Origin of the sequence: Geobacillus sp. FSL K6-3411 (assembly GCF_037965715.1) — a bacterium.
Lineage (GTDB): Bacteria > Bacillota > Bacilli > Bacillales > Anoxybacillaceae > Geobacillus > Geobacillus thermodenitrificans.
In genome coordinates this window covers 3,384,778-3,408,599 of sequence record NZ_CP150187.1, presented here as the reverse complement: position 1 = coordinate 3,408,599, position 23,822 = coordinate 3,384,778, and the positions used below count along the sequence as shown (strand labels likewise).

Genomic DNA, 23,822 nt, shown 5'->3' with positions numbered 1-23,822 from the left:
GAGGAGAAAGAAGTATAATTGTTCGTCGGATGTACAACTATGAAGGAGAACAGTATGATAAAACAAAATTGAAAGCGGTTTATGATTATGGATGATATCGGGGGGACATACGTTGGAATTAACACAAATGACGAGTGAACGGCTCATCTTATTTGATGTCGGTCTCTCGACGAAAGAAGCAGTGATTCGCGCTCTTGTCGATGTTCTTTTTGAAAACGGTGTCTTATCTTCGAAAGAGGCGTTCCTTCAGGCCGTCATGGAAAGGGAGGCAATTTCTCCAACCGGACTGGAAAAAGGGCTGGCGATTCCGCACGGAAAATCAAAAGCGGTCAATCGAGCGGCCTTTGCCATTGCGCGCTTATCTTCCCCTATTAAGGATTGGGAAAGCATTGATCCTCATAATGAAGTACAACTTGTGTTCTTGCTTGCGATTCCGGAAGCAGAGGCGGGGACGACGCACTTAAATGTATTATCGGAATTAAGCTTGCGTTTGATGGATGAGGGTTACCTGCGGCGCTTGATGGAGGCCAAAAGCGCTGAGGAATTGCTTCTGGCGCTAGATGAGACAGGGACAAGCGGGGGAGACCAAAATGTCACGTATCAAAAAACAGTTTTGGCCATTACAGCCTGTGCTACTGGGATTGCGCATACGTATATGGCAGCCGAGGCGTTGGAGAAAGCTGGGCGTGAGCTCGGAGTCCGTGTATTGACAGAAAAGCAAGGAGCTAACGGAATTCAAGACGAGCTGACGGCAGATGTCATTGCACAAGCCGATGGGGTCATTTTTGCCACGGATATTGCGCCGAAACGCAAGGAGCGTTTCGCTGGGAAGCCGTACGTGCAAACGAGGGTAGCGGAACCGTTAAAGCATGCAAAACAGATCATCCATAAAGTGCTTCACCAGCCGGATGGGATTGTCACCGCTTCTGAGGAGGAAACGATGCAAACAGGCAATGGGAAAAAAGCCGGGCTCTTGTCAGAAATGGCACAGGCGGTGTTAACCGGCATCTCGTATATGCTTCCGGTCATTGTCGCGGCTGGTTTAATGATTGGCATTGCGAAGCTAGGCTCGATGCCGTTTGGTTTAGTCAACGAAATTAACGATGTGAAGTATGCGACCCATTCGAATGAGTGGTTTGTCATTTTGCATCATTTAGATAAGTTTGGCGGAATGATCTTCAAGTTCATGTATCCCGTATTCGCTGCGTTCGTCGCTTATGCGATTGCTGACCGTGTCGGATTGGTATCTGGATTCATTGGTGGTGCGTTTGCGGCTGGATTGCATTACACGTTTTGGGGAGTGGAAAACGGGATCCCGTCTGGATTTTTTGGTGCCTTGATTCTCGGATTGGCGGCTGGATATGTTTCTCGATTCCTCAATAACCATATTCGGTTAAATAAAAATTTCCAAGCAGTGAAGCCGATGCTGATCATTCCGGCCATCAGTGTGTTGTCTGTTTTCTTCCTGAACTTTTATATTGTCGATCCTGTGTTTGGTGGGTTAAACGCGTGGCTGCGTCAGCTCATTGAGTCCGCCCAAGACTCAGGTGAGCTCACTCTGTCCGCCATCATTGCAGCGGCGACGGCATTTGATTTAGGCGGACCGATTAATAAAGCAGCTGGGGCGATTGCCATTGGTTTGGCGGCAGATCAAATTTTCCCTCTTACGCCGCGGGTGTTGGCGATTGTGATCCCGCCGATCGGCTTAGGATTGGCGACGGTTCTTGATAAATATATCGTCGGCCGCCGTGTGTTCGATGAGAATTTGCGCATTGCTGGGAACACGGCATTAGTTCTTGGATTTATCGCGATTAGTGAGGGCGCGATTCCGTTTATGCTTCGGAACCCGCTCATTACGATTCCAGTCAATATTGTCGGTTCGATTTTAGGAGCATGTACAGCCGTCTATTTAGGCGCGGTTCAATGGTTGCCGCTTCCGGCGTTTTGGGGCTGGCCGTTTGTTGAGAATTTATGGGCTTATTTGACGGGATTGGCTGTAGGGGCATTGTTTATCGCTCTCGTCAATATCTTTATCCGATTGGCGTTATTGAAAAGAACAGGGCAATAAAACAAGGTTGACAACAGCATAAGGTTATGGGGTGACATGCCCATAGCCTTATGCTTTTTCATCCTCTTATTGGAGAAGTGGTAGATCAAGAAAACAGTTGGTGAGCTTGGATTTTGATAAGGAGGCGTCAACAAGGTGAAGAACAAACGCGTGCATGTCGTGCCTCATTCCCATTGGGATCGAGAGTGGTATTTTTCCATCGAAGATTCGAATATTTTGCTTGTTGAAAATATCGATCATCTTCTCAATGTGTTGGAACGGGATGAAACGTATTCTGCCTATGTGTTTGACGGACAGTCTTCCATCGTGGAAGAGTATTTGAACATTCGCCCAGAGAACCGGGAGCGGATGAAAAAACTGATTGAGCAGCGGAGGCTTTTTATCGGGCCTTGGTATACGCAGACGGATTCGCTTCTTGTCCACAAAGAGTCAATGATTCGAAACTTGCTTTACGGAACGAAAATAGCCCAAAGCATGGGTCATAGCATGGAAATCGGTTATTTACCAGATATCTTTGGACAAAACGGCTATTTGCCTTCCATTTTTCGCGGCTTTGGGCTTGAATTTAGCATTTTGCAACGAGGAGTTTACACAGAGCAGTTAAATGGGGATGTCAATTTTATTTGGAAATCTCCTGATGGGCAGTCGGTGAAGGCCAATCACCTTTATTTCGGCTACGGCCCGGGAAAATTTTTATCATCTGATCAGGAGTATGTAGAGAATCGACTGATTCCGATCATTGAAAAGTTAGAGGAAGTGAACGAGCACTGTGATCATTTGTTATTGCCTGCCGGTGGGGATCAGGTACTTGTGCGCGAGCATTTTCCCGAGACCGTCGCTCAGTTAAATCGTATCGATCCAAAGCGGGAATACGTGTTATCCGATTACGAGACGTTTATGAAGGAGGCTTGGGCGGGCGAGCCGTTTCCAAATGTGATTGAGGGAGAATTGCTGGCATCGCAACGCTCACGCATCCACCATACGATTCGTTCGCAACGGTACGATATTAAGCAGAAAAATGCCATCATTGAACATAAGCTTTTACATGTGCTTGAACCACTTGCGGTGATTGGACAAGCGTTAGGGTTGCCGTATCCGAAAAGATGGCTCGATCAAATGTGGAAGCAGTTGTTTGACGTTCACGCCCATGACAGCATTGGCGGCTGCAACTCGGACGAAACGAATCGAGATATTGTTCACCGCCTTGAGAAATTAGAACGAATGGCAGACGGTCTTGTGAATCTATTGAAAAAACGAATCACTTATGCGATTAGCCGCCAGACGGGGAACGAAAATATTTACGTTGCTTTTAATCTGTTGCCACGTCCGTTTTCCGGACTGATTGATGGCGTGATATTTACAAAAGACCCACACTTCCAACTGGTGACCAACGATGGGAAAGGCGTTCCGGCGGAAATCGTTGAGCAACACTATTTGCCGGGCGGAAAACAAATTGTGGTGACCGCAGAGGGAGAAAAAGAGATCGACGTACAAGGGTACTATCGAACGGTTGTGCGTCTGCAAGTTGACCATGTGCCAGCGCTGGGCTATTGCACATACCAGGTGATTGAGGGAACGGGAGGTCGTGAAAAGCGAATCCTCGATCAAGAGACTCGGATTGAAAACGAATATTTGGCACTGTCCTATGAACAAGGGACATTGCGGTTGCACCATCAACCATCCGGTGAGACGGTGACGAATTTTATCCGTTTTGAAAATACAGGGGATGCGGGTGATTCATACGACTACTCTCCGCTTGAAGGAGATAAACCGATTTATATGGAAAAAGCGGAGCTTCTCTCTGTCGAAAAAGGGCCTTTGACAGAAAAGATGGTTGTTCGGCACATTGGAGTGATCCCTTCTTGTTTATCGGAGCGGGAGAAAGGGGAGTGTTCAAGTAAACTGGAAATCATCACCTCTTTTGAATTGAGAAAAGGGGAAGAAATCATCCGTGTTTGTCACCAGCTAGAGAATCAAGCGGAAGATCATCGGCTTCGCGTGTTGTTAACCGCTCCGGTGGCCGGTGCTAAGACATCATTTGCGGATCAAGCTTTCAGTTTAGTAGAGCGCCCTGTGGAGAGTAAGTATTTAACCAATTGGCGTGAGAAACGATTTGCTGAAGCCCCTGTGCCGATTTATCCACTTGAGAATGCGGCTGGGCTTTATGATGATCGCTTCGTGTTTGCGGCGTTGACCAAAGGGATGAAAGAGTATGAAGTACTGACGGAAACAAACGAGCTAGCGCTCACATTATTCCGCAGTGTCGGTGTGCTTGGCAAAGATGATTTGCTTTGGCGTCCGGGCCGTGCCTCAGGCATTAATAACAAAGTCGTGTATACGCCTGATGCGCAAATGAAAAAGAAGATGGATTTTGAATATGCGATATACATGGCCAACGAGACGCTGAACCCAGCGAAAATTTTTGCGCATATTGACCGGTATCGGGGCCATTTTGCCTCTTATCAAAGACAGCAGCTCAATACATTTGAAGAGCGGTTGGAACGGTTCGAGATCCCGTACCCGATCGAGCAAGCACCGGAATCGTTTTCTTTGCTAGAAGTGGATCGGGAAGATGTGTTTATGAGTGTGTGCAAACAGGCACACGATGATTCGTCCATTATCGTTCGTTTCTTTAACCCGACATGCGAAAGAAAGACGGTGATGGTAAAAAGCAACCACATAAAAGAAATCGAAGAAACTAATTTAGCTGAAGAAACCATTCGGACGATGGAAGGGCCGTTTGTTGTCGATGGAAAAGGGTATATGACATTGAAATTGAAGGGGACGAACATGTCATGAGGAAACAAACTATATTGCCGCAGCTAGAGGAAAAGCTGAAAACCATATATGGCGAGCAATACAATGACGAGTATTTGATGGCTTTTCAAGCGCTCATTGAGCGATGGGAGAACAAACAATGGCCAACCAGTGCCCCGCTCTCCGAAGAAAATGTATATTTGATCACGTACGGAGACAGTATTTTCGAAGACGGAACGCCAACGCTAGAAACATTGCATACATTTTTAAAGACACAAGTCGGGGACTGGATTACAGATGTCCATTTACTCCCCATGTTTCCATATACGTCAGATGATGGTTTTTCTGTGGTCGATTACCGTCGCATTCATCCGCGGCTTGGCGACTGGGAGCACATTGAACAATTGGCGGAAGACTATAGATTGATGTTTGACTTTGTAGCCAACCACATTTCGAAGTCAAGCGATTGGTTTCAAAAGTATTTGCAAGGCGATCCAACTTATGAACGGTATTTTATTCAGAGGGATCCATCATTTGATACAAGTCAGGTCATCCGCCCGCGTACTACACCGCTGTTTCACGACTATCCAGGAACGAACAATACAAAGACGGTGTGGACAACGTTTAGCGAAGACCAAATTGATCTCAATTATCGCCATTTTCCTGTTTTGCTTGAGATGACTGATATTTTGCTAGAGTATGCATATAAACACGGGACAAGCATTCGCTTAGACGCGATCGGTTTTATATGGAAGGAATCAGGGACGACTTGCATGCATTTACCGCAGGCTCATGCCATCATTCAGTTGTGGCGTCTGCTTCTCGATTATTTCAAACCAAATACGCAAATCATTACCGAAACAAACGTGCCACATCATGAAAACATTAGCTATTTTGGAGATGGGACAAACGAGGCCCATATGGTGTATCAGTTCGCCCTTCCACCGCTTGTGTTATACACGTTTACCGTTCATTGTGCGACAAAATTAACGGAGTGGGCGAAGACGATTGAAAAAATATCTGATCAAGCGACGTACTTTAATTTCTTGGCAAGCCATGATGGCATTGGAATGCGTCCCGTTGAGGGGATTTTAAGTGAACAAGAGAAGGAGATGCTTGTCCAAAAAGTGTTGCAAAACGGGGGAAGGGTCTCCTATAAAGCAAACACGGACGGGAGTCAGTCGGTGTACGAGTTAAATATTACGTACTTTGATGCCTTAATCAATAAGGACGTGGATGTGACCGAACAGCAGCAAATTCAAAAAATGTTAGCTGCGCATTCCATTTTATTCTCGATGATGGGGGTTCCGGCTCTGTATTATCACTCGTTGCTTGGTTCTCGCAACGATTACCACGGCCTTGCCGAGTCAGGCATTCACCGTCGGATCAACCGCGAAAAACTTCCGTATGCCCGAATTATCGACGAATTGGCCAACAATGAGCGGCGAAACGCCATCTTTAACGGGCTGAAACAAATGGTCGAGATTCGCCGCCAACAATCAGCGTTTTCTCCATACGCCCCGCAAACCGTTCTTGAATTGGATGATCGTGTATTTGGGCTAAAACGGGAGAATGAGAAGACGAAGGAAGTCGTGTATTGTGTCGTCAATGTGACCCCCGACGATGTCACCATCGAGGCAGATATCAGCGGGGAGGATTTATTCACAGGGAAAAAAGTGTACAAGTCTCTCGCTTTGTCGCCATACCAATACGTATGGGTCAAGGCGGATCGATGATTACTCGCAGTCGGTTGGAAAGAGGGGGAACTGGATTCCTTATAGAAAAAGTGACCCGTTACGGAGTTTGACTGATCGCTTCAAGGAAACTTTATCATCAGCCTCCCACGAGCGAAATCGGTCGAGCGTGTATATGGTATGTAGTGTAAAAGGGTGTCTCGCTGTTTTTGAGACACCCTCTAAGCATTGAATAGAGCATCGAGGACCTCTTCCAAATGAGGGGGATCATCATCCCATTCGATTAACATGGTATCTTCATCGTAAGCGGGTTTATAACCTATGATGACTTTAGAAATATCGTATTTCATCTTCAAATTCATTAAATAATCCACTAACTTTGTAAATCTTAATTTCACCTCATTTTTGTCAGCGACGAATAGTTCACTTTCAGGAAAGTTAAAGACAATATCACCATATTCCTCGTCAAAAGAAAAAACGATGACTACATTTTTTAGCGAAATTCCTAACGGCAGTTGTTCCAGAACAACATGACCGATTCCTTTCGGTGATAGTAACTCTTTTATGTTTTTTACTTCAGAAAATTCGATGTCGCGTTGTAAATTTGGATCATAAAAATGTGATGATTGAATGTGGAGTTTTGTCAACTGGAGTTCTTCATAGATGAAAGCTTCAAGTTTTTCTTTCTTAAAAATCGGATAATATAATTTCTACATTCTCCATTACCATTTCCCCCTTTATTGGACAATAAACCCTTTAAATGTTCCGCCAAGATTTGAACGCACTCCCCGTTCATCAGCAAGCTTTTTCTCTAGGAATTCGTTTACCCTATGAAATTCTCCTGGGGCATCTAGTATTTCCTAAAGATGTTTGATTGCCATTTGATTCATCTGTTCAGGTCCCTCTTTTACTTTTCCTAAAATCTTCTTGCATGTTTCTGCAAAGCATGGGCTACTACCGTTTCCCCACCTTTTCTATCCACGGTAGTTGTCTCTATGATTTTAGTCTTATCAACTTTAACAAAATGACGAGAACCCTTTTCTATGATCTCCTCCCCAACCTTCTTAATCTTAGGGAGAGATGTATTTTTCCCTTCATTGATCCCTATCTTGGATGTCCGGCTAACTCCCGCATACGCTGGTTGCCATGCGACGGATGCGACACTTTCCACGAACTCATTCCATTGTTTCCTGAACAGGCGGATGGTTTCCGTCAACGGTGCTTTGATGACTTGATGGTAAATCGTTTGGAAGATTTACCATCGCGCATGACATGTTTCACTTTCGACAGGGGAGAAGTGGTGTCGAGCACCTTCGCTCCCTTGGTCGCTGCTTTTCCTGCCATGCCGACTCCTTTTGCGGGAGGAGCAATCGACGCAATCAATATTCCTCCTGCCAACAGCCGATCACCAAACGATAGGCGCTCTCCAATGACTGGGTCGTACTCCCCGAATATGTGTTGCAAGTCGTACCAACCAATCAGGTCTAAGTGGAATTCCTTCATGTTATCGGACGACGTTTGGTCTGCTTGACGCATCGCTGCGGCGGTGCGATACAATAGCTCTTTCTTCATAACGCTGCAGCCAATAAACGAGTTCGTCCCGCAGCGCTTTGATGGCAGGAGTGCTGACGCCAGGAAGGTTCATGGCGAGAGAAGAAAGTTCCCACGACAGCGTCGTCCGCGTGCGTCTTCCGCATCAGGAATATGCTTCGCCACCGTTTCTAATTCATCTGGCTTCAACTGAATCATTGCTTGCACTGCTCCTTCATGGTCGCGGTCTCACCGTTCATCCGCCGAATGCCTTCCTTCGCCAGCTCCTTTGCCCTCCATTTCTTTGGATCCGCTCAGCATGTTGTCTCATCTCTCTACTCATGATTACCATAAATAGTATCAAAGTCCAAAATCATATAGATTGTTATTTTGATACCATTTATTGGCTAGTTCCCTGGTTATATTTCCTGCTGTTTTCACAAAGCCCTTGGTTAGAATCAATGTGCCAACAAACCATTCACCTAGTCGGGGCATTCGCTCGTTTGGCTCATAGCGGGCACCTTCACAAAAGTGTTTTTGTTTGCTTTCTGCTTGTAGAACAAGCAGGCGGAGAGCAGGACATTGTTTGAGGAAAAATGGTTGGTTTGTAAAATCAGAGAAAGGTAGAGTTGTGGTTTCGTTCATGGATAGAAAAAGTGGAGCGTGATGAGGATAGAGAACATCGCTCGTCATTGTTGATATTGAAGGGTGCAGTCCTCCGATCAATGGTGAGCGAGGAGTCGCGCTTTTGACGCGTTTTGCAGTGTTCAGGTGTTCACCGTGAAAATCGAACGACTGAGACTGGCTGTTGCCTGGCTTTCTCTTGTACCAGCTTCGATGGAAAAGTGATAGGCTCTTTGATGCTATTGGATGAGTGGTTGATCGTTGTCCATTTCTTTTACCAAGTCAGCGACGGGTATTTGAGGAGAAGAATCAAATGGTCTTTGAGAAGAAATACGACGGTGTCGATGCGTCGTTTGGAAGCAGTGGTTTTATCAGTGGAAGTCCGTAATGTATACATCGGGCTCTTGATTCTGTCACAATGCGCTGAGCGATTTGAGCAAAATGTCTTTGGTATGGTACCAAAAATCCCGACCGCCATCGTCTCAATTTCTACCGCTTGCTGGATCGGTTGTCATCTGCTATCACGATTAGAAACACGAGGTCCGTTCGCTAGAGACGAATGGCGGCCTTATGAATATTGAAACTTCGTTAAAAGAAGACTTCCCGCGTAGGCGATTAGGTGCTTTCGGTTGCCCTCACGGCCGGATGAACACTTCCGTTCCGTTTGGGACGATGGAAGCGAGTTCGAGCACGTCTTTGTTGTGCATGCGGATGCACCCTCTCGATACGTATTTACCGATGGAGGACGGGTCGTTCGTACCGTGAATGCCATAATGGATTTTAGATAAGCTGAGCCACATCGCGCCGAACGGACCGCCCGGGTTGGGTTGGCGGTTGACGATGACAAAATCACCGACAGGCGTGGCGGTAACCATTTTGCCGACACCAACGGGGTAGGTGCGGATCGTTCTTCCTCTATCTTTCAATATGAGTTGTCGGCGGCTGATAGATATATGGATTGTGTACGGAATCGATCCTTTTGCCGGAAGGTGAGGGATGATGATCTCTTGTCCAGGGAAGATGATGGATGAGGCGGTGAGACCGTTGGCGCGAAGCAGCGCCTCCACTGATGTGCGGTAGTCTCTGGCGATGGAAGAGATCGTTTCCCCGCGTTTGACAATATGTTTGTACATGGGCTGTCACTCCTTTGTTCGCTCGACGGAGAAACCCGTTCGGGTGCATGATACATTAATGTATGAGAAAATCCTAGAAAGGTTGCCAAACGAATGAGGAAACCGTTCTCTTCGCTAGAGTAGTGGTGAAAATCCGTTTTTTTCCTTCCAACGATCGTTCTTGAACAAAAAGAAACATAGCGAATGAATGAAGAGAGCGATAACGATCACCAGGCGGTGATGCGCTCCGCTCGTATATGTGGATGTTTTGGGTGGTAAAAAACGATGCTGGCTTCCCTTCATGACCGTACGGAGTAACAGCTCATGACGAATCGTAGGGGAATAAGATGCTCCATTTCCCGTTCTCCTTGGCGACAAACACGTCTTGATGGAGTTCAAACACGCCAAAAGTGCTATGGAATGTCTGGATGACACGGATACGGTAGACATCTTGTAACGGTTTGTGTTCACCTGACATCGACCACGAAGCCAAGTGTTCCGCCTCGTCAAGGCGGTACTCAAACGTCTCGACGTCGAAGTCTTGCATAAAGACATGGGCGCGGCGTTGGATGTAAACATCTTTTGGAAATTTCTTTTTCATTTGTGGATGAAACAGTTCCCACGAGCTGCCGAAGTCCCCCGCCTGTTCGTAGCGGTAAAATGCCTTAACAACTTGTTTGGCTTCATGGCGTTCGTTGGATAGAAACAATGACAGCACAACAGCGAGCAAGGCGACGGCGGTAAGGATGGTCACTCCCGTCCGTGCGGAGATCGTTTTTTGGCGGTAGCGTGGAACCATCGGTTTTCTCTCCTCTCTACTATTACCATATGCCGAGTCGGCGGCGGATATGGGTTGTTTGGCTGTTTTTGGAGAAGCGGGGAACGGTTTGGTTAGTTGCGGCTGTATTTTTAGTCAAAAAATCGATTCGGATGTAGTAAAATAAATGGAAGAAGTAATGGTGGAACAAAAAGCGTCCGCACCCTTATGACGAGGGGGGCGTTCGCAAGCATGAGGGTGGATAGACGGAGCGTAAATCGGCTCCGTTTTTCCTTTGGCATTCCACCGAGAACACAGCTCTAGGAGAGGTCGAGGGTGATGCGGAAATCATACATTTATGCGCTGCTGGTTGGGATCATGGTCGCTTGGGGATTGAACGTGACGGCGTTGAAAATTCTTGTTGAGCACTTTTCCCCGGTGACCTTGACGGCGCTAAGGATTTTCACGGCTGGTGTAGTCGTGCTTTTGTTTTTATGGGGGATTGGACGGCTTGGAAAAGTCGGCTGGAAAGAAGCGAAACAGATCGGCTTGGCCGCTATGTTTAGTGTCGTTGCTCACCACTTTTTCCTTGCAGTGGGGCTGACGAGAACGACGGCGGTCAATGCGGGTCTAGTTTTAGGGATGGTGCCGCTTGTCACGGCGCTGTTGGCGATGGTGTTTTTAGGCCAGCGCCCGACGATGTTTCGGCTCCTTGGCATCGCGCTCGGGTTTTTTGGCGTTATGTTTGTCGTTGCGAACGGCAACGGCGGCCTTGGTCATTTGTCGGTCGGCGATGTATACGTGTTTTTGGCCGTCTTGGCGCAAGGGATTAGCTTTATTATGATCAAAAAGGCGACGGTCGACGCGCGCGTCATGACGGGGTGGATGCTTATCTTTGGGTCGCTTTGGCTGTTTGTCCTAGGTTTGGTGCTTGAGCCCCGTGGGTTGTCCAGTTTGAAGGAGGGCACACCGTTGCTTTGGACGATTTTCCTCGCTTCGGCCGTCGTGGCGACAGCGCTGGGCCATATGTTTTACAACCAAGCCGTTCAACATCTCGGTCCGGCTGAGTCGGCGGTGTTTATCAACCTCAATCCGTTCTTTTCGCTGCTTGGGGCGCATTGGTTGCTCGACGAGCCCGTTTCGTGGGCGCAAGGGCTAGGCTTTGTGCTGATCGTGGCAGGTGTCGTTCTCGGCAGCGGAGGAATGGATGACGTAAGCGCCCGCTTTCGCCGTACGAATGTCGCGACAAGAGGCGGGAGAAAGGCGGGGATGTGGTAGCACGTTCTCCCGCTTCGGTGTAATGTGTTCAGAGGGAAAAGGAACAAGAATGGATGCGAGGGTCACGGAGTAGAAAAGGGGTTGTCGCCTTTTGAACGGGGGCGACTTTTTTGTGCCATAGGCAGGGGGCTTCATGAGAGCGACGGGGAAATACGATAGTGGCCACTCACAATCAGTCGTTTTGCGGAATTTATGTTTCTCTTTCGCCCAGATACGCATGAGCATATCGATTTTATGCATTTGAGGACGTGCAGAATAAGAAAAACGGTAAATGGTGATGAAAGGAGCAGCAAACGATTCATGAATTGACGGGATTGCCTGTGAATGGATGAAATCCGACGCCTGCAACTGAAGAGGAGTGAATCGCTAACGTTCGGCAAACCGGCAGGGCCAAAGAGAGCCCCGCCCTAACGCTTTGGTTTCGCCGCTGTCGATTCCCGTTTGATGAGTTTCGTCGATAATAACACTTCCTGAAATGGTTCGTCCGGATTGTCCCACCGCCACCGTAACAATTCCACGGCTCGTTTGCCGTATCGCTTCAGATCGATGTCGACGGTTGTAATTTTCGGCGTGGCGATTTGCGATAGTTGTCCGTTATCAAAGCTACAGACGGAGACATCGCCAGGTACGTTCAGGCCGTATTGTTGGAGGCTGGTGCTGACGAAAAAGCCTAATCCGTCATTGACGCAAAACCAGGCGGTTGGTTGCTGCTTTAGCTCTCGTATGTAGTTGGCGATCGCTGTTTCGTCCTCTTGTGCGTGGCAAAATATCCATTCCTCGTTCGGTTTCACCCCGTAATCTTTCAACGCCAATAAATACCCTTCATACCGTTCTTGATAGCTCGGTGAATAGTGAATGTCGCCGACAAACGCAATATCGGTATGGTTGAGCTCCAACAAATGCTGGACAGCGATGTAGGCGCCGAATCGATTGTTTGTCAGCACCGCATCAGCGGAAATGTTCGGATGATGGTGATCGACAAGGACGGTCGGGATGCCGGTTGAGACCACTTTTTGGATGTATTCGGTGCTGATATGGGAAAGAATGATGACGCCGTCAACGAGCTTTTCCTCGATGAACGAAGGCAACAGACGTTGTTGTTTTTGTTGCTCGTTGACCGACTGAATGTGTAGCTTCATGCCATGTGATAGCGCTTCCTGTTCGATGCTCAAGTAAATTTCGCCGAAAAATTTCAGCGAAAATGCGCGGTCTGAAGCGATGAGGGCGATTTGCTTCGGCGGCTCCTCGCGATGTTTCGAGCGAGAGGAGGGATATTCATACCCCATTTCTTTCGCGACACGCTTTACAAGCTGCCTCGTTTCTTCGCTCACCCCTTCTTTGCCTCGCAGCGCTTGAGAGACGGAGTTTTTAGAAATGTTGAGCCGATCAGCGATGTCTTGCATGGTGACACGTTTTTTCATTCGCTATCTCCACCTGTTCACTCTTTTTGCCTTTTCGGCTATTTGAAGTGCGATAAGGATGACGATTGTCATCGCTTTCCTATCCCTGATTATAGGTCGGAATATCCAAAACGATTTCCGTTTTTGCTTTTTCTTCGTTCCATTATACCTCCTTGTGAAACTGAACGGTATTCAAAACATCGGAAAAGTATATACAGGATGTCATTGTAACGTTACAAAATGAATTTGTCAAGTTTGTTAGTCATGAAAAATATCATTATTTTTTTGCTTTTTTCCGAAAAAGAAGTTGACTATTCGGTTTCATCGTGAAATAATGTGTTTGTAATGTATAAAAATATAGTTACAGAGATTGTTTTTTAGTTGACAAGATTGTCTGCCTTAGTGATCTGTCAGGGAAAGGAGAGACATTGTCCAAATCAATTGTTTGTGTAAGCGTTTTAATCATCTGCTCATTCATATAAGGGGGGAATAAACGATGAAAAAGCGCAAGTGGTTTAAGCTCGTTTCGGTGTTACTTGCCGCTGTGGTGATCGGAACGGGCTGCCAAGGACAAGCAGGAAATGAGCAAGGAGAGGGGAAGCAAAGTTCAACCGTGCAGATTGATTTTTGGGCAGCGCCGAACCCGACGCAACAAGCGTTCTGGAAGAAGATGGCCGACCGCTATATGGAAGAGCATAAACATGTGAAAATCAAAGTATCGCCGATGCCGGAAAGCCCTTCTTCGGAGGCGGGCATTCAGTCCGCCATTGCTGCAGGAAACGCACCGGTCCTTTCGGAAAACATCTCGCGTGGTTTTGCCGCGCAATTGGCGGAAAGCCGGGCGATTGTGCCCATGGATCAATTTGACGGATTTGACGATTTACTTCGCAAGCGGCAAATGGAAACGACGATTTCTACTTGGAAATTTGCTGATGGACATCAGTATGTACTGCCGATTTACTCGAACGCCATGCTGTTTGGTTGGCGAATCGATCTATTGAAAGAGTTAGGATATAACGAGCCACCGAAAACATATAGCGAAGTCCTTGAGGTCGGCAAAAAGCTAAAAGAAAAATATCCAGACAAGTTTTTGTGGGCGAGAGCCGATTTGGCCAAACCGACATGGTGGGCAAGATGGTTTGACTTCTTTATGCTGTATAACGCCGCGTCGAATGGAACTCATTTTATTGATGGGAATAAACTGAGCGCGGATCGCGACGCAGGAGTAAAAACACTTCAATTCTTTGCGGATTTAAGTAAAAATCAACTAGTACTGACGAGGGAGACGAAAGATCCGTTTGAAAACGGCACGTCGGTGATGGTCGATTTAGGACCATGGACGTTCCCTTATTGGGCGGAGAAGTTTCCGGAAATGAAATTTAACGAAACATACGTTTTATCCATGCCGCCGGTGCCGGATGGAATGGATCCAGCGCAAGCAAAAACGTTTGCCGATACAAAAGGGCTAGTCATTTACGCTTCAGCGACGAAAGAGCAACAACAAGCCGCGTTCGATTTCGTCAAATGGGTGTACTCTGACCCACAAAACGATTTGGAATGGCTGAAAGAGACGAATTTGCCGCCAGCGCGGGATGATTTGTCAACGAACGAGGCGTTTGTCTCCTATTTTGAGGAAAATCCGCAGTTGAAACTGTATGCGGAAAATATCCCGAATGCGTTGCCGCCGATGGATAATGCCCAAATGGTTGAAATTCAAGAATTGATCGGCAAACAAGCGTTGAACCCCGTTGTTAAAGGTGAGAAAACCCCTGAAAAAGCTTGGAAGGATATGGAGAAAGCGATCGATGGGGTGTTAAAGTAACATGAATAAGCACACGGCAAAAGTGGGTTGGCTGCTCGCCAGCCCATACCTTATCTATTCCGCTATTTTCTTTTTAATCCCTTTATTTTGGGCGTTATATCTCGCCTTTACGAACTGGAACTTGATTTCTCCAGAATATGAGACAGTAGGGGTTCAAAATTTTATCGATGCGTTGTTCAGTCCGAGTGTGCGGGCTGCGTTTTGGGTGACGTACAAGTTTATGCTGATGTTTGTGCCGATCGTTATCGCTGGCTCGCTGATTTTGGCGTTGATCATTCATCATCTGCCACGGTGGAAAGGGCTCTTTGCCGTTGGGTATTTTTTGCCGTACTTAGCGTCAGGAGTAGCATCGGCGATTGTCGTCAAAGGGGTTATTTCTTATAACAGTCCGTTCAATCAATTTTTGCGAGATGTGATTGGTCTCGATATTGACTGGCTCGGGTCTCCGACCTTGGCGGCGCTAGTGATCGTGCTGATGATGGCGTGGAAGTTTGTCGGTTACTATGCGCTCTTGTTTTTATCGGGTCTTGAAAGTATTCCGAAAGAAGTCTATGAGGCGGCTGAAATCGACGGTGCGGTCGGCTGGAAGCGGGTTTGGCACGTGACTATTCCAATGCTGTACCCTTCGTTTTATACGGTGACGATTTTAGCAGTCGGCTTGATGTTTGGCATTTTCACGGAGCCATATGTGTTGACGGGCGGCGGGCCGGAGTATGCGACCCATACGTGGCAGCTAGAGATTTACAACCAGGCCTTTGAAAAATTAAACGCAGGTTACGGAACGGCGGTCGCGATCATCAATTCGATCGTCACCTTTGCGTCGATTTTCATCTTTCGCAAGCTGTTGGAAAAATGGGGTGGCAGACATGGTTGGGAGTAAACGATGGAAGGTTGGCTTGCTTTATGTGCTGGCGTTTGCGGTTTTGTTCGTCATGGTTTTCCCGTATTTGTATATGGTGTTAGGCTCGCTTGCTCCATGGGATGAAGTCGATCGAAAGTTGATTCCGTCGTCATTGACATTGCGCTCGTATGAATGGCTGTTTCAAGGCGGTGAAGATGTCGTGCCGCGGCCGTGGCTTCGGGCGTTTTTCAACAGTTTGCTTGTCACATCGGCATCAACGCTTCTTATGCTGGTGACGGCGGTGATGGTCGGATATGCGTTGTCGAAAGTGACCTTTAAGGGGAGACAATGGGTCAATAACGCGATTTTGTTTCAAATGTTTTATCCGTCGATCATTTTGTTGATTCCGCTGTTTTTGATCGTCCGGTATTTCGGCTGGTACAACACGTATTGGGCGATGATCTTGCCGAAGGCCGTCAACTTGTGGGCGATTTTTATGTATACGAACTTTTTCCGTAGCATTCCTGATGAATTGATCGAAGCGGCCAAGATGGATGGGGCAGGACATCTCACCATCATTCGCCGCATTATCTGGCCGATGTCGCGCTCGATCACAACGATTATTTTCTTGTTCCTTTTCATGGAACGATGGGTGGAACTTCTTTGGGATATGCTGGTCGTCAATAACGAAAAGATGTTGACATTAAATGTATTGTTGGCGCAAATGTTTGGGCCGTATGGGGGGTATCCGGGGCCAATGTATGCCGCCTCAGTGTTACTCACGCTGCCGATTTTGATTTTGTTCATTTTGTTTAGCAAGAATTTTAAAGAAGGTATGCAGTTCATATTAAAATAATGAAACATCACGATGGAAAAGAGAGCAGGGAGAGACGTTATGCAGACGAGGATGCCGACAATGAAAACATGCAAAACATTGCTTGAGGAGCTCGCGCGTGCTCCACGACCGTTTCGAGCGGAGAAGCTGGCATTTGCCGGTGTTGGAGGTCGCGATGTGTACAACATTTCCGCGCCGTTCGAAGATGACGGTGAGTGGGTGATTGCCGGACGGGTGGAAGAGAGGGATAGCGAGCAGTCGGAAGTTTACTTTTTTGTCGAACGTGAGGGAACATGGGTGCCGCGCGAAGGGGCCCCGGTGTTTGCGTTGCAGGATCCGTTTATTTCGCGTGTGCACGGGCATCTCGTGTTTGGTGGGGTGGAGACGTTTCCGCACCCTGTGCTTCATGGGAAGTTATATTGGCGGACGGTGTTTTATCGTGGAAAAACGATGAATGAATTGATGCACTTTTTTACTGGACCTGATGGAATGAAGGATATTCGGCTTGTTGAATTGCGGGATGGATCTGTCGGTGTGTTCACTCGCCCACAAGGTGAAAAAGGTGGTCGCGGAAAAATTGGGTTCACCCGCGTCGGCTCGCTCGATGAACTGACGGTCAAAGCGATTCAAGACGCTCCTTTGATTCACGGTCAGTTTACCGATGAAGAATGGGGAGGCGTGAATGAAGCGCATTTGCTTGCCAATGGACTTGTCGGTGTCCTTGGTCATATCGCTTGTTTCGATCAGGAACGGAACCGTCATTATTATCCGATGGTATTTGCGTTCAATCCAGATACTGGGGAAGCGTCGGAAATGGAGTTGATCGCCACAAGGTCTCATTTCCTCGATGGGCCGGCGAAACGCCCCGATTTGGCAGACGTTGTATTCAGCGGCGGACTCGTGCGCAAAGGGGATGGCACAGCTGATTTTTACGCTGGAACAAGCGATGCCGAAGCACAAAAGTTAACGATTGTTGATCCATTTATGAAATACGAGAGGCAGGGATGATGATGCACCTTTACCGTTATGAAGAAAATCCGCTCATTACGCCGAATGATGTGCCGCCGTATCATGATGGGTTTGAAGTGATCGGTGCGTTTAACGCCGGGGTGGCGAGGTTTCAAGGGGATGTGTTGTTGTTGCTTCGGGTGGCAGAACGTCCCGTGTCGGATGACCCGAACGTGGTGAAGGCGCCGGTGTGGAATTCAAAGACAGGGAAGGTCGATATTTATGAGTTTCACAAGGACGACCCGCGCTATGATTTTTCCGATCCAAGGGTCATTAAAGAGGCAGGGACGGAACGATTTTTGTATTTGACGTCACTATCGTATTTGCGTCTTGCCCGCAGTCAAGACGGGCGGCGCTTTACGATTGACGATCGGCCGTTGATCTATCCTTCGAATGAGTTAGAGACATTTGGAGTGGAAGACCCGCGCATTACGTACATTGACGGGACGTATTACATTTATTTCAGCGCTGTGTCGCCCAAAGGGGTCGGCGAGGTGATGGTGTCGACGACCGATTTTCGGACGGTTGAGCATCACGGGATGATTTTTGCACCGGAGAATAAAGACGTGCTCATTTTTCCGGAGAAGATTAACGGCAAGTATTATGCGCTTCACCGCCCGGTGCCAAGAAGCAACGGCCGTCCTGAGGTGTGGATCGCTGAGTCGGACAATTTGCGTTACTGGGGAAATCACCGCTTTTTGTTCGGCTTGCGGGAAGGGAAATGGGACAGCGCCCGCATCGGCGGCGGTGCGGTGCCAATCAAGACGGAGCACGGCTGGCTTGAGTTGTACCACGGTGCGTCAGAAGACCACCGCTATTGCATGGGGGCGGTGTTGTTGGATTTAGATGACCCATCGAAAGTCATTGCCCGCTCGGAGCAGCCGCTTGTCGAGCCGGAAGCGGATTACGAAGTGAACGGCTTTTTCGGGCGCGTCGTATTCTCATGCGGAGCGCTCGTTGACGGTGACATCGTGAAAATGTATTACGGCGCCGCGGATACGTCAATGGCTTGTGTTGAGCTGCGGCTTAGCGAGATTTTGGCTTCGCTTGGTAAGGGATGAAAAAGAAAACCCACACATTGGAGCATGGACAGAAACGCCTAAACAGATTAGGCGTTTCTTTTTTTGTGGGGCTGATCGTGACAATGGTGTATTGCTCTCTCTTTCTGTTTAAAAAGAATCGAAACAAATTTCTTTTCGGCTAAGAAGATTTGATATAATGGAAAACAACATTGATTGATCGTACGTATAAATACTGAGCAGGATCAGTGTGAGGAAGCCGTTCCTGCGCTGGTCGAGGCAATGGTGGGTGAATGGCCACGTGGCAATCAAACGTTCATTATGGTTGAAGCTGTCAACGATTCAATTGATCATTCTGTTTTATTTGGTGGCGGTCGCGGTGTCGACGTTGTTGCTATGGTTGCCGGTTATGCACCGGCCGGGGGTGGAGCTTCGCTGGATTGACGCGCTGTTTACCGCGGCAAGCGCCATTAGTGTGACCGGGTTGACGGTCGTATCGGTTCCGGAGACGTTTAATACGCTCGGTGTTGTCGTTTTAGTTGTGATGATGCAAGTTGGCGGCATCGGGTTGATGGTGCTGAGTACGTTCATTTGGCTGTTGTTTGGCAAAAAAATCGGATTTCGTGAGCGGCAGCTGATCATGGCAGACCAGAACCGGCTCGCGTTGTCAGGGCTCGTGAAGCTCGCGCGGGAAATCTTTTTCTTGATTCTCGCGATTGAAGCGGTCGGTGCGCTTGTTTTGGGCGTGTATTTTTTGCGGTATTTTCCGACGTGGCCAGAAGCGTTTTTGCAGGCCGTGTTTGCGTCGGTCAGCGCGACGACGAATGCGGGGTTTGACATTACCGGCAAGTCGCTTATTCCGTTCGCCGGCGATTATTTCGTGCAAATCGTCCATATGCTCCTCATCATTCTAGGATCGATCGGATTTCCGGTGCTCATTGAGGTGAAAGAGTTTTTGTTTGCGCGCAACCGAGGAAGCTATCGGTTTTCGCTATTTACGAAATTGACGACCGTAACGTTTTTTGCCCTTGTCATTTTTGGCACGGTGGCGATTTATGCGCTTGAATGGAATCATTTTTTTGCTGGAGAGTCGTGGCATCGTTCGCTCTTTTATGCGCTGTTTCAGTCCGTGTCATCGCGCAGCGGTGGGCTGACGACGATGGATATGAACGAGTTTTCCCACCCGACGTTATTGCTTTTGAGCGCGATGATGTTCATCGGTGCTTCTCCGAGTAGCGTCGGTGGCGGGATTCGGACGACGACGTTGGCGGTCATTTTGTTAACGGTTTGGCATTATGCGAAAGGGCGCTCAGCAGTCAAAGTGTTCGGGCGCGAAATTCACGAGGAAGATATTTTAAAATCGTTTGTCGTTTTTATTGCGGCGCTGTTTCTTTGTTTTGCGGCGGTTCTTACGCTTTCCGTCTCGGAGTCGTCACTCCCTGTGGTCACGCTTTTGTTTGAAATATGTTCGGCATTTGGGACGACCGGGCTGTCGCTCGGTGTTACCCCCGAGCTTAGCCCGTTTGGCAAGCTTGTGTTGGTGATGTTGATGTTTATCGGTCGGGTCGGCATCATTTCATTTTTATGGCTGATCCGCGGCCGAGCGGTGAAAGATAGCTACCATTACCCGAAAGAACGGGTCATTATCGGCTAGAATAGGGGGAAGGAATCATGAAAAAAGTGCGCAAAGCGATCATTCCTGCGGCAGGGCTTGGGACGCGATTTTTGCCGGCGACAAAGGCGATGCCGAAGGAGATGCTTCCGATTGTCGATAAGCCGACGATTCAATATATTGTGGAAGAGGCGATGGCATCAGGCATTGAAGACATTATTATCGTCACCGGGAAAGGGAAGCGGGCGATTGAAGACCATTTCGACCATGCGTTTGAGCTCGAGCAGCTGCTCAAGCAAAAAGGGAAGCTCGATTTGTTGGAAAAAGTGAAAGAGCCATCCAAAGTAGACATCCACTACATTCGCCAAAAAGAGCCGAAAGGATTAGGGCATGCGGTGTGGTGCGCCCGCAGTTTCATCGGGGATGAACCGTTTGCGGTGTTGTTGGGTGACGACATCGTTCAAGCGGAAACGCCGTGCTTAAAGCAGCTCATTGATCAATACGAGCAAACATTCAGCTCGGTGATCGGCGTCAAGCGTGTGCCGGAGGAAGAGACGCACCGTTACGGGATCATCGATCCGCTCGAGCAGCGGGGCCGCCGCTACCAAGTGCGTCGTTTTGTCGAAAAACCGGCTCCAGGCACGGCGCCGTCCAATTTGGCGATCGTTGGCCGTTATGTATTGACGCCGGAGATTTTCTTGTTTTTAGAGAAGCAAGAAGTCGGTGCGGGTGGGGAGATTCAGCTGACCGATGCGATCGGGCGGCTCAATGAAATTCAGCGTGTCTTCGCCTATGAGTTCGAAGGGAAACGGTACGATGTCGGGGAGAAGCTCGGCTTTATCGAAACGACGATCGAGTTTGCCTTGCAAAACAAGGAGCTGCGCGACGATTTGCTTTCGTTTTTAGAGCGGATGGTGACAGAGGCGAAAGGATCGGCTGAGTGAACGATTCGCCGCACGCCTCTGCTAGCAACGATCAAGAGTCGGGCGGTTAGAGGGAGTTTCAAACCGCGAAATCTCTTGGTCTTGAGCTTTATCCTAAGCCGAGAGGCCCGCTACTTCCTAGCGTGAGCGCAGGGAGAAGTGTTCAATATCAGAGGAATGATGCCATCAACAACAAAGCGTAAAAAATGTTTTTCTAATAGATAACCATTGATGTGTAGCGTTCTCTAAAGTCACTAGTATGCAGAAACCGCGGTGTTCACTGGCTTTTTCTGTGTCGATGAACGTTGGCACAGCAAGTGGCGCACGCGAAACAGCAGGGGGACGGATGAACAATGGCGAACGAATCAAAGCAGAATGGCCGTTTCCAAGTAAAAAGAATTTATGAACAATACGACGATTCCGATGGCACCCGCATTCTTGTTGACCGCCTTTGGCCGCGCGGGGTGGCGAAAAGCGCGGCGCGCCTCGACGGTTGGCTGAAGGAGATCGCCCCGAGTCCCGAGTTGCGGCAATGGTTCGGCCATCGGCCGGAGCGGTTTGCCGAGTTTGCCAGAAAGTACGAGTGGGAGTTGTCCACCGATGAAACGAAGCGGGCGCTTGTGGGCGAGCTGCTTTCGCTTTCCGGGACGGTGACGTTGCTTTACGCGGCCAAAGATGAGCGACATAATCATGCCGTTGTTCTTTGCGAGTTTTTGCGCCGAATGGGCTGAGAACGAGCGAACGACGAGGAGGGATAAGCGATGATTCGCGCGATCGTCGGTGATTTGACGAAGGTGGAAGGGGTCGAGTACATTTGCAATGCCGCCAACGGCATTGGACCGATGGGCGGCGGAGTGGCGGCGGCGATCCGTCGGGCAGGCGGCCGCGCCATTGAAGAGGAAGCAATCCGCATCTGCCAAGCGCAAGATCCACAACCAGGGGATTTGTATGTGACTGGAGCAGGGACGTTGCCGTTTCGTGGTGTCATTCATCTCGTGACGATGAAGCAGCCCGCAGGGCAGACATCGTATGCGATCGTCCGCCAATGCCTTGAGCGGCTGATCACATATTGTCGGGAGCACGGGATTAAGCACGTGGCGCTTCCAGCTTTAGGAACAGGAGTTGGTGGGCTGGATAAAGGGAAAGTGGCAAAGCTGTTTCGTGAGGTGCTTGAGCCTGTGATGGATGTGGAGTTTGTCGTGGTCGATATCGATGAGTCGTTTATCCAGCAGGTTTAGTTAAACAAATAAGGAAGAAAAAGGGCCTTGACAACGCTCGGCCCTTCTTTTTTTTGGCAAAGAATAACACGTTTCGTGATTCACCATATCATATTATAATATAAAACACAAAAAAGTTTCTTTCACTTCCTGATCCGGCTAACGGGAGGTGGCATCGTCGTTGGTGTCTGAGTGATGAAGCCGGTGTGAAAAGGAAGTTTGGTGTTTCCTGTTCGAACCGCGACCAGGAAAAACGGCCAAAAATGCCGTCTATGGCGTTTTTGGCATCGTCCGGAGGGATGAATCATGTTATTTCAATTCCCAACTTTAAAGACATGTGAAATGCTAGTTGACGAGTTTCGTCTGGCTCCGCAGCCGTTTGAACCGAAAAAATTGCGCTTTGCGGGTGTCGGGGACCGGGACGTTTATAATATTTCCGCGCCGTTTGAAGATGACGGTGAGTTTGTCATTGCTGGGCGCGTTGAGTCGCGCGACAGTGAGCAATCGGAAGTGTACTTTTTCGTTGAGCGCGAGGGCGTCTGGGTTCCGCGCGAAGGAGCGCCAGTGTTTGCTTTGCAAGATCCGTTTGTAGCGCGCATTCACGGGCAACTTGTGTTTGGTGGGGTGGAAACGTTTCCACATCCGGTGTTTGATGGCGCGCTCAGCTGGCGGACAGTCTTTTACCGTGGCGCAAACATCCGTGGGTTGAAAAAATTTGCGGAAGGGCCGGATGGGATGAAAGATATCCGCCTTGTCGAACTGAAAGACGGCTCGATCGGCGTCTTTACTCGCCCGCAAGGAGAAAAGGGCGGCCGAGGGAAAATTGGTTTTACTCGCATTTTTTCGCTCGATGACTTGACGCCGGATGTGATTGAAGCAGCTCCGCTTCTTGACGCCCAATTCACTGATGAGGAATGGGGCGGCGTGAATGAGGCGCATTTGTTGGCGAACGGGCTTGTCGGTGCGCTCGGCCATATCGCCTGCTTTGACGAGCACGGCAACCGTCATTACTACCCGATGGTGTTCGTCTTAAATCCAGAGACGATGGAGCGCTCTGAACTGGAATTGCTTGCGCTTCGCTCTCACTTTTTAGACGGGCCGGCGAAACGGCCGGATTTAGCGAACGTTGTCTTTAGTGGCGGACTCATCCGCAAAGGGGACGGGACGGCTGAGCTGTACGCTGGTGTGAGCGATGCCGAGGCGCAAAAAATTTCGCTGATCGACCCGTTTGTGAAGTATGAATCGCAAGAGCTTGATCGAATGTATGCTTCTGTCTAAACGGAAGATGAAGAAAAAGGATCGGCATTGGTGGACAGACCCTCATG

19 protein-coding genes and 1 pseudogene are annotated in these 23,822 nt (G+C 48.5%); 14 read left to right on the top strand and 6 right to left on the bottom strand.

Going from position 1 to position 23,822, the window contains the following annotated elements; genetic code table 11:
* Positions 1–112: 112 nt before the first annotated feature.
* The 3 genes from NSQ22_RS17380 to NSQ22_RS17370 all read left to right on the top strand — a co-directional run bounded on the left by NSQ22_RS17380 (position 113) and on the right by NSQ22_RS17370 (position 6,561).
* Entirely contained in the window at positions 113–2,068 is a 1,956-nt protein-coding gene (locus NSQ22_RS17380) for a fructose-specific PTS transporter subunit EIIC (protein WP_041264726.1), read from the top strand.
* A 135-nt stretch (positions 2,069–2,203) separates the two neighbouring features.
* Positions 2,204–4,867 carry a glycoside hydrolase family 38 C-terminal domain-containing protein gene (locus tag NSQ22_RS17375; RefSeq protein ID WP_339263937.1) on the top strand — a complete coding sequence of 888 codons (2,664 nt, stop codon included), beginning with the start codon at positions 2,204–2,206 and terminating at the stop codon, positions 4,865–4,867.
* Positions 4,864–6,561, top strand: a complete 1,698-nt coding sequence (locus tag NSQ22_RS17370) for an alpha-amylase family glycosyl hydrolase (RefSeq protein ID WP_339263935.1) — start codon at positions 4,864–4,866, stop codon at positions 6,559–6,561. Before NSQ22_RS17375 ends, NSQ22_RS17370 begins: the two co-directional genes overlap by 4 nt.
* 179 nt (positions 6,562–6,740) lie before the next feature.
* Here NSQ22_RS17370 and NSQ22_RS17365 read toward each other — a convergent pair whose 3' ends face one another.
* From NSQ22_RS17365 to NSQ22_RS17345, 5 genes and pseudogenes are all read right to left on the bottom strand, one after another.
* Complete coding sequence (locus tag NSQ22_RS17365) at positions 6,741–7,166, bottom strand: hypothetical protein (RefSeq protein WP_327987297.1); 426 nt, start codon at positions 7,164–7,166, stop codon at positions 6,741–6,743.
* 383 nt (positions 7,167–7,549) lie between these two features.
* Positions 7,550–8,268, bottom strand: a pseudogene (locus tag NSQ22_RS17360) (pre-toxin TG domain-containing protein); the annotation flags it as partial.
* Between the two features lie 141 nt (positions 8,269–8,409).
* A complete protein-coding gene (locus tag NSQ22_RS17355; RefSeq protein ID WP_339263933.1) occupies positions 8,410–8,694 on the bottom strand; it encodes a hypothetical protein in 285 nt (94 codons plus the stop codon).
* 614 nt (positions 8,695–9,308) lie between these two features.
* Positions 9,309–9,806, bottom strand: coding sequence for a L,D-transpeptidase family protein (locus tag NSQ22_RS17350; RefSeq protein WP_008881357.1), 498 nt, complete (start codon positions 9,804–9,806; stop codon positions 9,309–9,311).
* 301 nt (positions 9,807–10,107) lie between these two features.
* Positions 10,108–10,584, bottom strand: coding sequence for a hypothetical protein (locus tag NSQ22_RS17345; RefSeq protein ID WP_011888321.1), 477 nt, complete (start codon positions 10,582–10,584; stop codon positions 10,108–10,110).
* 297 nt (positions 10,585–10,881) lie between these two features.
* On the opposite strand from NSQ22_RS17345, the gene NSQ22_RS17340 reads away from it, so the two are divergent.
* Positions 10,882–11,820: a DMT family transporter gene (locus NSQ22_RS17340; RefSeq protein ID WP_008881355.1), complete on the top strand. Its 939-nt coding sequence runs from the start codon at positions 10,882–10,884 to the stop codon at positions 11,818–11,820.
* A gap of 407 nt (positions 11,821–12,227) precedes the next feature.
* Here NSQ22_RS17340 and NSQ22_RS17335 read toward each other — a convergent pair whose 3' ends face one another.
* Positions 12,228–13,241, bottom strand: a complete 1,014-nt coding sequence (locus tag NSQ22_RS17335) for a LacI family DNA-binding transcriptional regulator (RefSeq protein WP_008881354.1) — start codon at positions 13,239–13,241, stop codon at positions 12,228–12,230.
* A 475-nt stretch (positions 13,242–13,716) separates the two neighbouring features.
* On the opposite strand from NSQ22_RS17335, the gene NSQ22_RS17330 reads away from it, so the two are divergent.
* The 10 genes from NSQ22_RS17330 to NSQ22_RS17285 all read left to right on the top strand — a co-directional run bounded on the left by NSQ22_RS17330 (position 13,717) and on the right by NSQ22_RS17285 (position 23,775).
* Positions 13,717–15,042, top strand: coding sequence for an extracellular solute-binding protein (locus tag NSQ22_RS17330; protein ID WP_029761190.1), 1,326 nt, complete (start codon positions 13,717–13,719; stop codon positions 15,040–15,042).
* 1 nt (position 15,043) lies between these two features.
* Positions 15,044–15,922, top strand: a complete 879-nt coding sequence (locus NSQ22_RS17325; protein ID WP_171355518.1) for a sugar ABC transporter permease — start codon at positions 15,044–15,046, stop codon at positions 15,920–15,922.
* A complete protein-coding gene (locus NSQ22_RS17320; RefSeq protein ID WP_008881351.1) occupies positions 15,909–16,739 on the top strand; it encodes a carbohydrate ABC transporter permease in 831 nt (276 codons plus the stop codon). Before NSQ22_RS17325 ends, NSQ22_RS17320 begins: the two co-directional genes overlap by 14 nt.
* 39 nt (positions 16,740–16,778) lie before the next feature.
* Positions 16,779–17,726: a DUF1861 family protein gene (locus NSQ22_RS17315; RefSeq protein WP_029761191.1), complete on the top strand. Its 948-nt coding sequence runs from the start codon at positions 16,779–16,781 to the stop codon at positions 17,724–17,726.
* Between the two features lie 2 nt (positions 17,727–17,728).
* On the top strand, positions 17,729–18,787 hold the full coding sequence (locus tag NSQ22_RS17310) for a glycoside hydrolase family 130 protein (RefSeq protein ID WP_339264657.1): 1,059 nt from the start codon (positions 17,729–17,731) through the stop codon (positions 18,785–18,787).
* Positions 18,788–19,046: 259 nt separating this feature from the next.
* Entirely contained in the window at positions 19,047–20,399 is a 1,353-nt protein-coding gene (locus NSQ22_RS17305; RefSeq protein ID WP_029761193.1) for a TrkH family potassium uptake protein, read from the top strand.
* 17 nt (positions 20,400–20,416) lie between these two features.
* Positions 20,417–21,301, top strand: a complete 885-nt coding sequence (gene galU, locus NSQ22_RS17300; RefSeq protein WP_008881347.1) for a UTP--glucose-1-phosphate uridylyltransferase GalU — start codon at positions 20,417–20,419, stop codon at positions 21,299–21,301.
* Positions 21,302–21,633: 332 nt separating this feature from the next.
* Positions 21,634–22,011 carry a DUF488 domain-containing protein gene (locus NSQ22_RS17295; RefSeq protein WP_011888315.1) on the top strand — a complete coding sequence of 126 codons (378 nt, stop codon included), beginning with the start codon at positions 21,634–21,636 and terminating at the stop codon, positions 22,009–22,011.
* 30 nt (positions 22,012–22,041) lie between these two features.
* Entirely contained in the window at positions 22,042–22,518 is a 477-nt protein-coding gene (locus NSQ22_RS17290; protein WP_029761195.1) for a macro domain-containing protein, read from the top strand.
* A 285-nt stretch (positions 22,519–22,803) separates the two neighbouring features.
* Positions 22,804–23,775 carry a DUF1861 family protein gene (locus tag NSQ22_RS17285; protein ID WP_008881344.1) on the top strand — a complete coding sequence of 324 codons (972 nt, stop codon included), beginning with the start codon at positions 22,804–22,806 and terminating at the stop codon, positions 23,773–23,775.
* Positions 23,776–23,822 lie beyond the last annotated feature (47 nt).